The organism is Paraburkholderia steynii, from assembly GCF_900100565.1.
Lineage (GTDB): Bacteria > Pseudomonadota > Gammaproteobacteria > Burkholderiales > Burkholderiaceae > Paraburkholderia > Paraburkholderia terrae.
Window position 1 is genome coordinate 122340 of the sequence record NZ_FNDI01000017.1, and the last position, 15412, is coordinate 137751.

At 63.2% G+C, this 15412-nt stretch carries 15 protein-coding genes; 6 read left to right on the top strand and 9 right to left on the bottom strand.

The window, feature by feature from the left end:
• Positions 1–72 precede the first annotated feature (72 nt).
• Both BLT65_RS27785 and BLT65_RS27790 read left to right on the top strand, forming a co-directional pair.
• Positions 73–984 (top strand): alpha/beta fold hydrolase, encoded by a 912-nt coding sequence (locus BLT65_RS27785; RefSeq protein ID WP_091783474.1) that lies wholly within the window; start codon positions 73–75, stop codon positions 982–984.
• 109 nt (positions 985–1093) lie between these two features.
• Entirely contained in the window at positions 1094–1297 is a 204-nt protein-coding gene (locus tag BLT65_RS27790; protein ID WP_091783477.1) for a hypothetical protein, read from the top strand.
• A 7-nt stretch (positions 1298–1304) separates the two neighbouring features.
• Here the strand turns inward: BLT65_RS27790 and BLT65_RS27795 are convergent, their stop codons facing one another.
• From BLT65_RS27795 to BLT65_RS27810, 4 genes are all read right to left on the bottom strand, one after another.
• Positions 1305–2144, bottom strand: a complete 840-nt coding sequence (locus tag BLT65_RS27795; RefSeq protein ID WP_091783480.1) for a VOC family protein — start codon at positions 2142–2144, stop codon at positions 1305–1307.
• Between the two features lie 121 nt (positions 2145–2265).
• Positions 2266–3021, bottom strand: coding sequence for an ABC transporter ATP-binding protein (locus BLT65_RS27800; protein WP_091783483.1), 756 nt, complete (start codon positions 3019–3021; stop codon positions 2266–2268).
• Positions 3018–3884, bottom strand: a complete 867-nt coding sequence (locus BLT65_RS27805) for an ABC transporter permease (RefSeq protein WP_091783486.1) — start codon at positions 3882–3884, stop codon at positions 3018–3020. Before BLT65_RS27805 ends, BLT65_RS27800 begins: the two co-directional genes overlap by 4 nt.
• 53 nt (positions 3885–3937) lie before the next feature.
• A complete protein-coding gene (locus BLT65_RS27810) occupies positions 3938–4969 on the bottom strand; it encodes an aliphatic sulfonate ABC transporter substrate-binding protein (protein ID WP_091783489.1) in 1032 nt (343 codons plus the stop codon).
• A 263-nt stretch (positions 4970–5232) separates the two neighbouring features.
• Here BLT65_RS27810 and BLT65_RS27815 point away from each other — a divergent pair, with 263 nt between their 5' ends.
• The 4 genes from BLT65_RS27815 to BLT65_RS27830 all read left to right on the top strand — a co-directional run bounded on the left by BLT65_RS27815 (position 5233) and on the right by BLT65_RS27830 (position 10443).
• Positions 5233–6417 carry an acyl-CoA dehydrogenase family protein gene (locus BLT65_RS27815; RefSeq protein ID WP_091783674.1) on the top strand — a complete coding sequence of 395 codons (1185 nt, stop codon included), beginning with the start codon at positions 5233–5235 and terminating at the stop codon, positions 6415–6417.
• A 172-nt stretch (positions 6418–6589) separates the two neighbouring features.
• On the top strand, positions 6590–7840 hold the full coding sequence (locus BLT65_RS27820) for an SfnB family sulfur acquisition oxidoreductase (RefSeq protein ID WP_091783492.1): 1251 nt from the start codon (positions 6590–6592) through the stop codon (positions 7838–7840).
• Between the two features lie 3 nt (positions 7841–7843).
• Complete coding sequence (locus tag BLT65_RS27825) at positions 7844–9082, top strand: SfnB family sulfur acquisition oxidoreductase (RefSeq protein ID WP_091783495.1); 1239 nt, start codon at positions 7844–7846, stop codon at positions 9080–9082.
• Positions 9082–10443, top strand: coding sequence for an LLM class flavin-dependent oxidoreductase (locus BLT65_RS27830; RefSeq protein WP_091783498.1), 1362 nt, complete (start codon positions 9082–9084; stop codon positions 10441–10443). Before BLT65_RS27825 ends, BLT65_RS27830 begins: the two co-directional genes overlap by 1 nt.
• Before the next feature lie 991 nt (positions 10444–11434).
• On the opposite strand, the gene BLT65_RS27835 is transcribed toward BLT65_RS27830, so the two are convergent.
• From BLT65_RS27835 to BLT65_RS27855, 5 genes are all read right to left on the bottom strand, one after another.
• Positions 11435–11731 carry a hypothetical protein gene (locus BLT65_RS27835; protein WP_091783501.1) on the bottom strand — a complete coding sequence of 99 codons (297 nt, stop codon included), beginning with the start codon at positions 11729–11731 and terminating at the stop codon, positions 11435–11437.
• 125 nt (positions 11732–11856) lie between these two features.
• Positions 11857–12189, bottom strand: coding sequence for a 4Fe-4S dicluster domain-containing protein (locus BLT65_RS27840; protein WP_091783504.1), 333 nt, complete (start codon positions 12187–12189; stop codon positions 11857–11859).
• A 14-nt stretch (positions 12190–12203) separates the two neighbouring features.
• Entirely contained in the window at positions 12204–13772 is a 1569-nt protein-coding gene (locus BLT65_RS27845; RefSeq protein WP_091783507.1) for an FAD-dependent oxidoreductase, read from the bottom strand.
• On the bottom strand, positions 13769–14632 hold the full coding sequence (locus BLT65_RS27850) for an ABC transporter permease subunit (RefSeq protein ID WP_091783508.1): 864 nt from the start codon (positions 14630–14632) through the stop codon (positions 13769–13771). The genes BLT65_RS27845 and BLT65_RS27850 overlap by 4 nt, the downstream gene beginning before the upstream one ends.
• Entirely contained in the window at positions 14629–15408 is a 780-nt protein-coding gene (locus tag BLT65_RS27855; protein WP_091783509.1) for a taurine ABC transporter ATP-binding protein, read from the bottom strand. Before BLT65_RS27855 ends, BLT65_RS27850 begins: the two co-directional genes overlap by 4 nt.
• Positions 15409–15412: the final 4 nt, after the last annotated feature.

Sequence of the window (15412 nt, forward strand, 5' to 3'; positions counted from 1 at the left end):
CATAAGCTTCGTCTAGCGCGTCGGTGTGTTCGTCCAGTTCGAGTGCCTGTCGCGTCGCATAAGGAGGTGTCCATGACGCACGGCAATGCTCAGCCTGCCGCAAACCGTTTTTTTTCCGGCTTCTCGAAACTCGACGTTGATACAGAGGACGTGTCGTTCAGTGGCGTGACAGGCGGCTCCGGCCCGCCCGTCCTGCTGTTGCACGGCTATCCGCAAACCCACATCGCCTGGCGAAAGGTTGCGCCGACGCTCGCGCAATCCCATACCGTCGTCGTGCCCGACTTGCCGGGATACGGCGACAGCCGCACGCGAAACGATCAGCCGCGATGGACCAAGCGTCGCGTTGCGCACGCGCTCGTCGCCTTGATGGACCGCCTGGGACATGAGCGGTTCGCCGTCGTCGGGCATGACCGTGGCGCACGCGTCGGATACCGGCTGGCGCTCGATCATCCTGCGCGCGTTGCCGCATACGCATCGCTGACTGTCATCCCCACGCTGGATGCGTTTGCGGGCGTCGACAAGGCCTTCGCGCTGAATGCGTGGCACTGGTTCTTTCTCGCGCAACCTTTCGATCTTCCTGAGCGCATGCTGGATGCGGACCCCGACGCATTTATCGATGCGGCACTGTCGAAGATGGCAGGCGGACTCGACGGAATCGATCCGCTGGCACTCGATGCCTACCGGACCGCGTTTCGCAAGCCCGAAGTGCGTCATGCGATCTGCGAGGACTATCGCGCCGCGACTGCAGAGGACCTTCAGTACGACACAGCCGATTTCGACGCGGGGAAGAAGCTGACATCTCCCGTGCTGGTGCTGTGGAGCGAGCGGGAGCAGAGAGCAAGAAAGACGCTGCCTATCGATGTGTGGTCGAAGTGGGCATCGCGCGTGACGGGAAGGGCGCTGCCTGGCGGTCATCTGCTGCCCGAGGACGCGCCGGATGAGGTGCTGTCTGCGCTCGTGCCATTCCTTGCGGAAGCGTTCTAGATATCCCGGCCGCTGCGCCAGCACGAAGCCTGCACCAGACGCGTCGCGCGTTTATGTATAATTGCGAACGATTCTCAATAACGCGTGCGAGCATCGTCGCTGAACCACTATGCAAAACTTTTTCTGCAAGGATTTGATCGAGCGCTTCGGCTACGGCATGGCCGTCTACATCGCGGGGAAGGCCGCCGCGATGCAGCGAAGCATCGATGCCATCAACGACGAGCGGCGGGTGGTTGGCCGCCGTCTGCTGGAGAACGCGAGCATCGAAGAGGTCGTCTCTGTGTTGCGCAGGAAAGGCAAGCTGCCGGCCTGAAGCGCGCTCATCCGCCGGGCGCGTACACGAATTCGAGCCGCGCGCCGTGACTGAGCGAGCGCGGTAGTTCACGCGCTTGCGCGGCATCGGCAACATGAATCGCTGCGCTGAAGACGCCTTCGCCCCGGATCGCGAGATGCGACCGTAGCGCTTCGGCAAGGGCCGTTGTGTTGCCGGCATCGGGATCATCGTCTGCGCGCGTTCGTGCCACGGGCGACAGCAACGTGACTGTGGTCGGACCTATCGGCAGTGTCGCAAAATACACGCCGTGTCCCGTCAGCGCGCCTCGATGCACAGGCACGTCGCCAAGCAGAATGCGATACCGCGCGATGCTCTTCTCCAGATCCGAAACGGCGACATTGACGGCGGCGAGTCCGGTCGCGCCATTGCGATGCGTGCGCGCTTCGCCTTCCGCGACGCGCAGGAAGCGGGGCGTCAGGTCGCCACACAAGAAGGGCAGGTCGCGCGTCGTCGGGCGGCCGATTTGCCATTCGAGCCGTGTGCCGTCGGGCCGGATGCGGCCACCCGGTATGGGGCCGTCATAGTACAGGCCACGCGCATACGTGGCTTCCACAGTACGCGCAACCGATTCGGGCAGCAGCGCGAAATCGACAAAGCCTTCGCCAGCGCGTTGTTGCTCGTCCCACCAGCGATGTTCCCGCGCGTCTTTCAGGAATGCGATCAGTTCGATGTAGCTGCCGTCGGCAAATCCGATCAGCGCGTTGTGCGTTGTCCCGTCGGCATGCATGCCGCCGCGCTGCACGGTGAAACCGAGTTCGGCGAAATCTGCAATGGTCGTTTTGAGGTCATGCACGCGAATCACAAGATGATCTGGCAGCAGCGGCATCCATCCACTCCTCTCGTTTGTCGTCCGACAGTATGGAGCGGGCAGGGATAACGAGGCCACCAACAATATGTCGATAACTTCTTACGCTGCGCGGTTTAGGATGCGCGTCAGTTCGACACGGTTAGATCGGGATTGATGCGATACCGTCCAGCAAAGTATCTCGCAGTGCATCCATCGCAGGATCTCGGAGATTTCGAGGCCGTGGCGCGTCGACGTGAATCTCGCGCGCGATGTGGCTTGGGCGGTCATCGCCGGGCGGCGACAGCAACAGAACACGATCGGACAGGAGAAGCGCTTCGTCCAGATCGTGCGTGACGAGCAGGATGGTCGTTCCGTGCGCGTGCGCGAGCGCAAGCAACACACGCTGAAGGCGTGAGCGTGTGATGGCGTCGACGGCGCTGAACGGTTCGTCGAGTAACAACAGGTCCGGCTCCGCGAAAAGTCCTCGCGCCAGGGCGACACGTTGTGCCATGCCGCCCGACAGATGCTTCGGCAGCGCACCGCGCACGCCGGACAGACCGACTTCTGCCAGTAAGGTATCGACGCGCGGATTGTGCCCCTGTCGAGGTCCGGCGGCGAACGCGATATTATCGGCAACGCTGAGCCAGGGCAGCAACCGTGGCTCCTGAAAGATCATGCCGATCCTGTCGGATGGAACGCGCTGCAATTGCTGCTCTAGCAGCACGGAACCATGTGCATGCCCGTCGAGGCCCGCAATTGCCCGCAGCAGCGTGCTCTTTCCGCATCCGCTCGGGCCGACCAGACTGACGATCTCACCGCGTGCCAGTTCGAACGATACCTGTTCGAATACCGTGCGCTGCCCAAAGCGCCGCGCGAGGCCGCGCACTTGCAGCAAGGGCGGAGTAGGCGGGTTCATGGCGCGTCTCCCGAGACGTGGCGTGCATCGCGCCAGGACAGCACGCGCGTTTCGAAGAGTTTGAACGCGCCGTCGCTCAGTTTGCCGAGCAACGCCAGCAGCAGGATGGCGCCGAACACGAGATCGGGTCTGCCCGTCTCGCGGCCGTCGCTGAGCAGATAGCCGAGGCCACGTGTCGCGGCGATCAGTTCGGCGGCGACCATGAACATCCATGCGAGGCTGAGGCCCGTGCGCAGTCCCGTGAAGATCTGCGGCATCGACGCGGGCAGCAGAATGCGCGTGAACATCGCGCGCGGTGTCAGGCGGTTGAGCTCTCCGAATTCGATCAGCTTGCGGTCGACACCGTGAATGCCGGCGACCACACTGATCTGCACGGGGAAGAACGCGCCAATCGCGATGAGCGTGATCTTGGGCGCTTCGTCGATGCCCATCCACAGCAGCAGGATCGGCACCCATGCGAGCGATGGAATCGCGCGCAGTGCCTGAAACGCAGGGTCGAGCAGCGCGTCGACGCGGCGGCTCAGTCCCATCGCCGCGCCGATCAGCAACGCGAGCGCCGAGCCGAGCGCGAAGCCCGCGTACACGCGCGCGACGCTCGCGCCGATGTGTCGCGCGACGCGTGTACCGCCGAGATCCCACAGCGTTTGTGCAATCGTGCTGGGAGCGGGGACGAGATGCATCGGCAACACGGACGTGCGAACCAGCGCTTCGATCACGGCGAGAAAGACGACGGGCAATGCATACCCTGCGTAGCGCCATAACCGCATGGCGTCGCGCGGTCGCTTGCGCAATGTGCGTTCGCCTGGTGAGCGCGCGCGTGAATCGCGCGTCTTGAGCGCGAGGGTCTGTTCAGTGGCAGCCATGATTCAAGTCCACGCTAATGCAGACTGCTTGCATGCGTCGTGTTGCGTGCGCGTCATTTCGCGCCGTTGCTCGCGATGACGGGCTGCGCGATTTTCGGATCGATCAGCGCGTCGATAACCTGATTGAGATCGGTGCCGTTTTTCACCAGCTGCTCGTCGACGAGAATCGGCGCGGCCGCCTTGAGCGTCGCGATCTGTTGCGCGCCGGGCTGCGGGTGGCTGAAGTCGTTGCGGCTGAGTTGCAGCTTCGCGACCGCGAGCGACACCTTCGATTCCTCCGAGACGATCTTCGCCGTATCGTCGGGATGCACGGCGATCCACACGCGTGCTTTCTCATAGACCTTCAATACGCGAGCCAGTTGCTCCGGATGCTCGCGGATGAAGTCATCGCGTGCGTTGAGCAGGCCCCACGTATTGAAATCGACATTGCGATAAAGCAGACGCGCGCCATCGTCGATTTGCGCGGCGGCCATGTGCGGGTCGAGCCCGGCCCACGCGTCGACCTGGCTGTTCGCGAGCGCCGTGCGGCCGTCCGGATGCTGGAGATTCACGATTTCGACGTCATCGCGCGAGAGGCCCACGGTATGCAGCGCGCGCAACGTGAAGAGGAACGGATCGGTGCCCTTGGTCGCGGCAATCTTCTTGCCTTTCAGATCGGTGAGACTCTTGATGGGCGAATCTTTGCGCACGACGAGCGCCGTCCATTCGGGGCGGGAAAACACATACACCGCACGGATCGGATTGCCGTTTGCCTTGCCGAGTACGGCAGCGAGACCCGCTGTCGAGCCGATATCAATGGCGCCGCTATTCAGATACTCGAGAGCGCGGTTGCTTCCCAGGCTCAGCACCCACTTGACCTGCGTATGATCGGCGGCGAACTCCTGTTCCAGCCAGCCATTGCGTTTGATGACGAGGCTTTCCGGCGAGTAATACGCGTAGTCGAGCTTCAGCTCCGCAAGCGGCGCAGCCTGCGTGCTTCCGAAATAGCAGAGCGCGAGCGCGGCGGCCGCCGTCGTCATGATGTTGCGCAGAACGTGCGCGCGGCGCGCCCGTGCGAAGAATGCAAAGCCCCGAACCGATGCCATCGATTGTCCTTATGGTCACGTGTGATTTGAGCTTCAATGTAACGAAGCCGATCGCATCTGCGAACCAATTAAAGTTCAGAATCAAAGCAGTCCTGGCGCTATTGCAGAAGCGGGTTTCTGTTTCAGCAGACAATGTGGTGCATCATTTACATTGACGCGCGTGCCCTAAGAAGAAATCTGCATAAGCATTCAAGCACTCGATGGTATGTGTTGCCGTAGTGGCTTTCGTAAACTTGCCAGTCATCTTTCCGGCCTTGCTCATCATGACGACACACGTTGAATCCAATCCCGCTTCGCAGATCCAAATAGCGCAGGCGCTTGCGCAGCAATTTGCCGAGAGTGCCGTCGAACGCGACGAACAGGGCGGCACGCCCAAGGCCGAGCGCGACGCAATCCGTGCCAGCGGCCTGCTGTCGCTGTCGATTCCGAAGCAATACGGCGGAACAGGCGCGAGCTGGACACAGACGCTCGATGTCGTCAGAACGTTCGCGCGAGTCGACAGTTCGATTGCGCATGTGTTCGGATTCCATCATCTGCTGCTCGCTACCGTCCGGCTGTTCGGACGTCCGGATCAATGGGAACCCTGGTTCGAGCAGACCGCGCAGAAGAACTGGTTCTGGGGCAACACGCTGAACCCATTGGATACGCGCACCGTGGTGCAACGCGTCGACAACGCGTACGAATTCTCCGGCAGGAAGAGCTTTTGCTCCGGGGCGCTCGACTCCGACATGCTGGTCGCCTCGGGGCTCGATGCCGTCAGCCGCAAGCTGCTGATCGCGGCGATACCCACTTCCCGTTCCGGCATCACGTTGAATCACGACTGGAACAGCTTCGGGCAGCGGCAAACGGATAGCGGCAGCGCGCTCTTCGAAAATGTGCGCGTTGAAGAAAGCGAACTGCTGCTCGAGCCTGGTCCGTTGAGCACGCCTTTCGCGTGCCTGCGTCCGTTGTTGGCGCAATTGATTTTTACGCAGATGTTTCTTGGCATCGGCGAAGGCGTCTTTGCGGAGATGAAGCACTACACGCGCCATGAATCGCGCCCCTGGTTCAAGTCGCCCGCGGAGCAAGCCAGCAAGGACCCGCATACGTTGCGTCGCTACGGCGAGTTCTGGGTTGAGCTGGAAAGCGTCCGCTTGCTGGCCGGGCGAGCGGTACAACTGTTCGACGAGGCCTGGGCGCGTGGCGCGGAACTCGACGAGACAACGCGCGGGCATGTTGCCGTTGCGATCGCGACGGCCAAGGTTGCCGCCACGCGCGTCGGTCTCGACCTGACCAGCCGGCTGTTCGAGGTGGCGGGCGCGCGCGCCACGCATGGCGCGCTGCGGCTCGACCGGTTCTGGCGCAATCTGCGCACGCAAACGCTGCATGATCCCGTCGACTACAAGTTGCAGGAACTCGGCGAATGGGCAGTGAACGATGAACTGCCCACGCCGTCGTTCTATTCCTGAAGATTCGATGCCGTCGGCCGCATTCGAAAACCGGAACCTGTCATAAGCAATGTCAAATTCGATAGTAGGCCGGGCTCGCCTGGGCTGATCCAATACAGGATTGGCCCTGTCCGCAGCAAGCCGCGACGGTTGCGTCGCGAGCGTAGGGCTTTACTCGTTCGTATGAGCCTCCATGTCTACAGTCGAATCCTCTTTGGCCGCAGCGCAATTGCCGCGGCGTCCGGACCCCGCGCGCGTCAAGCGCATTGCTGGCGATTCCGACGCGCTCGCAGCCGCCCATGCGCTAGCGGCTGTCTTCACAACGGGTGCGGCTGAGCGCGATCGCCAGCGCATCCTGCCTTGGGCCGAACTCGATCTATGGTCCGAAAGTGGGCTGGGTGCGATCACGGTGCCGGGTCAATACGGCGGCGCGGACGTATCGTTCGCGACGCTGGCCGAAGTATTCGTGATTCTCTGCGCGGCCGATCCCGCGTTGGGCCAGATTCCGCAGAATCATTTCGGCGTGTTGGGCGTGTTGCGTGAGATCGGCACGCCGGCGCAGAAAGCGCGCCTGTATGGCGAAGTGCTTGCGGGTCATCGGCTCGGCAATGCGGGCCCGGAACGGCGCTCGGCCGCAGCGTCCACGGTGCTGCAGGGTACGACGCGGCTGCGCGCGACGAAAGATGGGTTGCGTCTCGACGGCAAGCGTTTCTATTCCACCGGCGCGCTGTTCGCTCATCGCGTGCCAGCGCGCGCGACGGACGATGCAGGACGTGCTGTCCAGGTCTGGGTGCCGCGCGATGCAGCAGGTCTCACGGTGATCGACGACTGGAGTTCGTTTGGTCAACGCACGACGGCGAGCGGCACGGTGATTTTCGACAACGTCTCCGTCGATCCACAGGATGTGCTGCCGCTCTGGCAGCTAGGCGACCGTCCTGGGTTGTTCGGCCCAACGTCGCAACTGATTCAGGCCGCCATCGATCAGGGCATCGCCGAGGCGGCTGTCGCCGATGCACTCGCATTCGTGCGCGAGCGCGCGCGGCCGTGGATCGATTCGGGCCTGGAGCGCGCGACGGACGATCCCTACATCATCGCCGACGTCGGCCGCCTGCAGATTGATTTGCACGCTGCGCGCGAAGTGTTGCTGGAGGCGGGCCACACGCTCGATGCAGTTGCCGCCGCGCCCATCGATGCCGAGGCTAGCGCACGAGCGTCGGTAGCCGTGGCCGAGGCAAAGGTGCTGACAACACGCATCGCCCTCGAAGCGAGCGAAAAGCTGTTCGAACTGGCGGGTTCCGCTTCCACCCGCGCCGTACATTACCTCGACCGTCATTGGCGCAATGCGCGCACGCATACGCTGCATGACCCCGTGCGCTGGAAGCTGCATCTGCTCGGCAACTATCACCTGAATCATGTGCTGCCTGCGCGGCACTCGTGGAACTGAAGCATGAGCCTCGATATTTCTGAAGAGACGCGCGACATCGTGGACCCTGACCAGGGGACTCCCGACCGCATTACCGACGACGCGCACGCGATACGTGTAGCGAAGCGACTCGCTGAAGACTTCGCGCCGGATGCGGCGGCGCGCGACCGCGAGCGGCGGCTGCCGTGGGCCGAACTCGATGCGTTCGTTGCAAGCGGGTTGTGGGGCATCACCGTGCCGCGTGAATTCGGCGGCGCGGGCGTGAGCAGTGGGACGCTCGCGGAAGTGACCGCGACGATTTCAGCGGCCGATGGCTCGCTCGGTCAGATTCCGCAAAATCATTACTACGCGCTCGAAGTGCTGCGCGTCGGCGGCAGCAGCGCGCAGCAGCGCTTTTTCTATGATCGCGTGCTGGCAGGCGAGCGCTTTGGCAATGCGCTCGCCGAAACCGGCCACAAGGATTTCAAACGCCGCACGCGTCTCGCGCGCACGGCGGCCGGGTGGCATATCGACGGCCGCAAGTTCTATTGCACGGGCGCACTGTACGCGCACTGGATTCCCACGCTGGTGATCACGGAAGAGAAAGGGCGCGACATCACGTGGCTCGCTTTCGTGCCGCGCGACGCCGACGGCGTCGAGGTGATCGACGACTGGGATGGTTTCGGTCAGCGTGTCACGGGCAGCGGGACGGTGCAGTTCAGTCATGTGCGCGTCGAGCCGGAATGGGTCGTGCCGTTTCAGGCATCGTTCGAGCGCCCGACGACGATCGGACCGCTCGCGCAGATCATTCACGCGGCCATCGATCTCGGCCAGGCGCGCGGCGCGTTCCAGGCCGCATTGCAGTTCGTGCGGGAGCATTCGCGACCGTGGATCGACGCAAAGATCGAGCGTGCCGCCGACGACCCGCTGACCATCGCGCAGTTCGGCGACCTTGCGGTGCGGCTGCGCGCGGCGGAGGCATTGCTGCGCCGCGCGGGACGCTTTGTCGATGCCGCGCAGGCCGGGCCGACGGAACGCTCGGTGGCGCAGGCATCGATTGCCGTCGCGGAGGCGCGCGCGCTCACCACGACGGTATCGCTCGATGCGGGTTCGCGCCTGTTCGAACTCGCCGGCACGTCGGCGACACTCGATGGTCTCGGACTCGACCGTTTCTGGCGCAATGCCCGCACGCATACGCTGCACGACCCGGTGCGCTGGAAGTATCACGCGGTAGGCAACTACTATCTCAACGACAAGCTGCCGCCCCGGCATGGAGCCTTGTAATGGCGAGGAAACAGATTCTGCTCAACGCGTTCAACATGAATTGCGTGGGCCATATCAACCACGGTCTGTGGACGCATCCGCGCGACCGGTCGACGGACTATCGGCTCTTGCCGTACTGGACCGACCTCGCTCGCACGCTGGAGCGCGGATTGTTCGATGGACTCTTTCTTGCCGACATCGTCGGTGTATACGACGTCTATCAGCGCAATGTCGACGTGACGTTGCGCGAGTCGATCCAGTTGCCCGTCAACGATCCCTTGCTGCTTGTTTCGGCGATGGCTGCTGTGACTAGTCATCTGGGTTTCGGCGTGACTGTCAACCTCACCTATGAACAACCGTATCTGCTCGCACGCCGTTTCTCGACCCTAGATCATTTGACGCAAGGTCGTGTCGGCTGGAATATCGTCACGGGGTATCTCGACAGCGCGGCGCGCGCGATGGGGCTGAGCGAGCAGCTTCCACACGACGAACGCTACGAGCGCGCGGACGAGTACCTCGAAGTGCTCTACAAGCTGTGGGAAGGCAGTTGGGAAGCGGATGCGGTGTTGCGCGACAAGGGCGCGCGGGTATATGCCGATCCCGCGAAGGTTCATGAGGTTCGGCACGCGGGGCGGTACTACAACGTTGAAGGTTATCACCTGGCGGAGCCGTCGCCGCAGCGCACGCCTGTCCTGTTTCAGGCGGGTAGTTCCGGGCGTGGCCAGCGCTTTGCCGCGCGTCATGCCGAATGCGTGTTCATTTCGCCGCCGAACCGGAATGCTGCGCGAGAAACGGTGAAGGCATTGCGGGAGCAACTGGTGCTGGCCGGGCGTCGGCCGGATGACGTTAAGGTGTTCGCCGGCGCGGCCGTTGTTGCGGGTGCCACCGAGCGCGAGGCGCGGGAGAAGTACGCGGATTATTTGCAGTATGCGAGCCGTGAAGCCGGGCTTGCGCACTTTGCCGCTAGTACTGGCATTGACTATGCGCAATATGATCTCGACGCGCCTGTTGATTATGCGCCGGGCAATGCTATTGAATCGGCTACGCGGACGGCGAAGCAGCATGGGTGGACGCGGCGCAAGTTGCTCGAGATGTTTGAGCTTGGCGGGCGGTATCCGGCGATTGTGGGCAGCGCTGCCCAGGTCGCGGATGAACTGGAGGGCTGGATCGAGGAGACGGGGATTGATGGGTTCAATCTGAGCCGGACTGTGGTGCCCGAGAGTTATGAGGATTTTATTGATCTCGTTGTGCCTGAGTTGCAGAGTCGGGGGCTTTATAAGACTGCGTATGGCGATGGGACGTTGCGGAACAGGTTGTTTGGGGAGGGGGATCGTTTGCCTGCGCGGCATGCGGCGGCGGGGTTTAGGCGGGACTTGGGGTAGCCGTTGCCGGGCGGTGGAGCGGTGGCTTCTGCGTTTGCGCCTTCGCGGCGCGGGCGGTTTGGTGTATTTGCGTCTGCGCTGGCATCCGCGTTTTGCCTTCGCGCTTCAGGTGTCGCTCCTGTGGGTTTGCCTTTGCGCTGGCATCCGCGTTTTGTTAGCGTGCTTCACGCGTCGCCCCTGTGCGGGGCGGCACCTACTTTTCTTTGCCGCCGCAAAGAAAAGTAGGCAAAAGAAAGCGGCTCACACCGCCAGCTCTTGTGCTTGCCTGAGGGCCCCCAACCGGTCCTACGCTTCACACGGTAGTGCCCTGGTTGGTGCTGGCTGCCAACGCTTCGAATGAACGCCTCACCCGCTTCGAATATCCGTACTTGGGCAAGCGGCAGCGAATGGTCTGCGCCGCCCAGGTGGCAAACTGTGTGTAGGTTGTCGCGTCGTATAGCTCGGCGCTCTTACATCGAGGCGTGCGCTATCGGTCCGAAGTGAGGCGCGCGAGGCACTACGGCCTACACACAGTTTGCCACCTGGGCGGCTGTGGACTGTCTGGCACGGCGTGGTGCGACGCGGACATATGAAGCGGGTGAGGCGCACCGCAAGAGCGCTGGCAACGTACATGGGTCACGTGATTGCCGTGTGAAGCGTAAGACCCTTTGGGGGCCCTCAGGCAAAAACTAGAACTGGCGGTGTGAGCCGCTTTCTTTTGCCTACTTTTCTTTGCGGCGGCAAAGAAAAGTAGGTGCCGCCCCGCACAGGGGCGACGCGTGAAGGGGTAAGTCATAACGCGGATGCCAGCGCAACGACCAAAACACCAAACGGCGACGCCTGAAGCACGAAGGCAAAGCGCGGATGCAGGCGAAAAGGCCAGAACACCAAACGGCAACGCATGAAGCAGGAGGGCAAAGTACGGATGCCAGCGCAGACGCCAATACTCCAAACTGCCCGCGCCGCAAAGGCGAAGGCGAAGACGCAAACGCGGCCAGTACGTTTCGCGGCTTTATACGACCACTAAGGTTTCGGCATGAAATCGCACATCGACGGCCTGCGCGCAATCAGCCGCGACATCCTCGATCATTCGGGTCAATCGCGCCTTATCTGCCAGATAGAGGTCGGAGTTCATCCGACTCGCCAGAAGCATCCACACAAACAGGGCCTCGTTTGCGGCAGCAGCGAAGAACACCCGTTCGCTCGCTTCATTTCGTGACCGCTTTTTCCTGGCGGCTTTCGCGAGGGTGGCAATCCGCTTTTCCATCACCAGCGTTAGCGCTTCGTAGTCTATGGTGTCTGCGTTCATACCCGTTCCCGTCTCCTGTCTTGCGAACGCTGCAATGATAGGAGCGAAACAAGTCATGACTTGACAGTGCGTCTCAGTTTGCACGCGAGCATGGAGCCGGAACACAGCAGCACATCATATTTGCGTCAGGTCACGCCAAGTTCGAAAAGGCGATGCGTTTCGTCACGTTCGGTGCCGCCAGCGCGCGCTTTTGTCCAGCCGAGCGCGCGGCTGTAAGCGCCGAGCGCGCCGTTTTGCACAAGTTGTGTCTCGTCGACGGCAACGTGGCCGGCTGCGAACGGATGCACGTACATGGCATCGGCCGGGCAATACAGCTCGCACATGAAGCACGTCTGGCACTCGTCGGGGCGCGCGATGACGGGGATGCCCCCCTTCACCGCATCGAAGACGTTGGTGGGGCACACATCGACGCAACGGTCACACGCGGTGCAGCGTGATTCGCTGATAAGTTCGATCAAAACGATAAGTCCTGTCAGGCGATCTCAGGTTGAACGATGGGCTTCCAGCGGATAGCTGGCGCTTTCACGCCGCCGATCAGCACGCGCGAGGCGTCTTCGGTTCGCAACGGGAAGTCGTCGCGCCGGTGCAGGCCTCGCGTCTCGCGCCGCGCGAGCGCACTCGTGTACGACAGTTTCGCCACGTACAGCAACGCATAGGCGCTGCGGCTTGCGGCGAGCGACGCATCGTCGCTGGAACGGGCGGCGAGTGCGTCGTCGATCGCGCGCAAGGCGGCAGAGAGACGCGGCTCGCTTCGAAACAACTGCACAGCGGGCGGACGCACCTCGCGTTCGAGTGTGGCAGCGGCGGCGCGTGGATCGCTGGTCGCGAGTTGCGCGTAGTGCGGGTCGATGTCGACGGGCGATGCGCTGCCATGCAGCTTCGCAAAGCGGCTTGCTGCCTCGCCCGACCAGCTTCCCGTCGCGATCGCCCAGGCCGCGTTCGGCGAGCCGCCGCCCGTGCGCGCGCCGACGATTGCTTCGCGCGATGCCGCATCGCCTGCCGCATAAAGGCCGGGCACATCGGTGCGGCCGTCGGTATCGACGAGACGGATGCCGCCCGTGCCGCGCACCGTGCCTTCGTGGCGCAGACCCACGGGAAAGCGCGTGCGGAACGGGTCGATGCCCATCCGGTCGTAGGGGAGAAACGCATTCGCCTGGCCCGAGCGCAGCCATCGTTCGACGTCGGGTGTCGCGCGATCGAAGACGGCGAGCACGGGCTCGTTCATCAATGCCTTCGCGACCGGGATGAACGCGTCGTCCTCGTCGATATGGATGGGACGGCCGTCGCCCGTCGAATAACTTGCCCAGATGAACGGCAAACCTTTGGTGACCGACGAGAACGCCGCCGCGAGGCCGTACTGGCTGGAGAATTCCATCCCCGAGAAGAGCGCGCCCACCTCAGCCGCGGCGAGATGACCGTCGCCCGTGCAGACATTGGTGCCGAGCGCACCGCCCAGAAACGCGCAGCCTCCTGTGGCGATCACGCAGGCGTTGGCGCTCACGCGCCAGCGCGAGCCGTCGCGACGCTCGCCGAAAGCGCCCGTCACGCGGCCTTCGCGCTCGTCGTGGACGAGTCCGAGCAGCGGCGCATGGTCCAGGATAGTCACGCCGGCGCGTTTGATCTGCTGACGCATGAAGCGCATGTAGTCCGGACCGCGCAGCGTCGCGCGGTTCGGCGTGCCGTCGTCCTTGCGCGGAAACGGGTAGCGCAGCGCTTCAAGCAGACGCAATTGGCTCGCGGCGGTTTCAAGAATCTGCGAGGTCCATGACAGTTCGCTGAGTTCGCCGCCAGTGCGAAAGCGTTCCTTGAAATGACGCTCGTAGTCGTTGGGGTCCGGCACGTACCAGACATTGTTGTTCGATGCCGCCGCGGCGCCGGAGGTGCCGCAATAGCCCTTGTCGGCGAGTACGACCGTCGCGCCGCTGCGTGCCGCCATCAGCGCGGCCCATGTGCCTGCCGGGCCGCCGCCCGCGACGAATACGTCGGCGCGCAGCGCGATCTGGTCTGCATGAGCGTCTGCATGAGCGGATGACGTGCTCATGCGTGTCCATCCCATGGTACGAGTGCTTTTTGCAGACGTCGCAGTCCCCATTCGATTGAAGCCGCGATCAGCGCGATCACGATGATGCCCATGATGACCACGTCGGTCTCCAGGAACTGTCCGGCGGACTGGATCATGAAGCCGAGTCCGCGCGTGGCCGCGATCAGTTCCGCTGCCACCAGCACCGACCAGCCGACGCCGAGGCCGATGCGGATGCCCGTCAGCACGTCGGGCGCGGCAGAAGGAACCACGACGTAACGCACGATCTGCCAGCGTGTCGCACCGAGCGCCCTTGCGCCGCGAATGCGCCCTGGCTTCACGCGGCGCACGCCTTGCTGCGTGGCGATCGCGAGCGGGGCGAACACCGCGAGCCAGATGAGCAGCACCTTCGACGGCTCGCCGATGCCGCACCAGATCACGATAAGCGGCAGATAGGCAAGCGGCGGAATCGGGCGATAAAACTCGATCAACGGATCGACGATGGCCTGCGCGACGCGGTTCATGCCCGTGAGAATGCCCACAGGAATCGCTGTGACGACTGCGAGTAACAGCGCCGCCAGCATGCGGTGCAGGCTCGCGAGCGTGTGCTCGAGCAGGGTCGCGTTGCTGGAGCCGTCGATAGCCACGATCACGAACTTCTTCGCCACGGCCGCAGGCGATGGCATGAACACAGGGCTCACGAGTTCCAGACGGGACGCAATGCCCCACGCCGCGATCAGCACGATCACGGTCGCCGCACTGATCCAACGCGAGCCCGCCAAAGACCAGCGCGGCACCCGCGTCGCGCGCGGCGCGCCTGAACGGGCGGTAGCCTTCGGCAACGCGGAAGGGGCGCGCGCCGGGTGATCGGCGGCGTTCATATCGTCTCTCCTTCATCGGCGAAGAAGCCGGTTTCGAGTTCGTCGCGCAACCGGACGAACGCCGGTTCGTTGCGGATGGCACGCGCGTTTTCGCCCGCCGCGAAGCGACGGCCGAAGTCGAGCCCGCGCACGGATTCGATACGGCCCGGATCGCCTTTCATCAGCACCAGATCGGTCGCCATGAAAAGCGCTTCCGTAATGTCGTGCGTGATCATCAACATGCCTTTGTCGTAGCGCGTCCACAGTTGCAGCAGATATTCCTGCATGCGTTGGCGCGTTAATGCATCGAGCGCACCGAGCGGTTCGTCGAGCAGCAGATAGCGCGGATCGACGGCGAGCGAGCGCGCGAGGTTCACGCGCTGACGCATGCCGCCCGAAATCTTCCAGAGCGGATAGTCCGCGTAACCGCTGAGGCCCGTCAGCGCAAGCAGCGAATCGACCTTTTCGCGCAACAAGCTGCGCGGCACGCCTCGAAGCTGCAAGCCAAAGCCGATGTTCTGTTCGACGTTCTGCCAGGGCAGCAATGCGTCATCCTGCGAGACGACGCCGCGTTCCGCGCCCGGCCCGGTGACGGCGACGCCATCCAGCGTGACCTTGCCCGCAGTGGGCGCGATGAACCCCGCGATCACGTTGAGCAAGGTGGTCTTGCCGCAGCCCGAAGGACCGAGCACGACAGTGAAGCTGCCGTCGCGCAGATCGAGATCGAGGTTCGACAGCACGGTCCGGCGTCCCGCGCCGGTATCGAAGTCGACGCTGACGGATTCGACGCGGATCATCGCT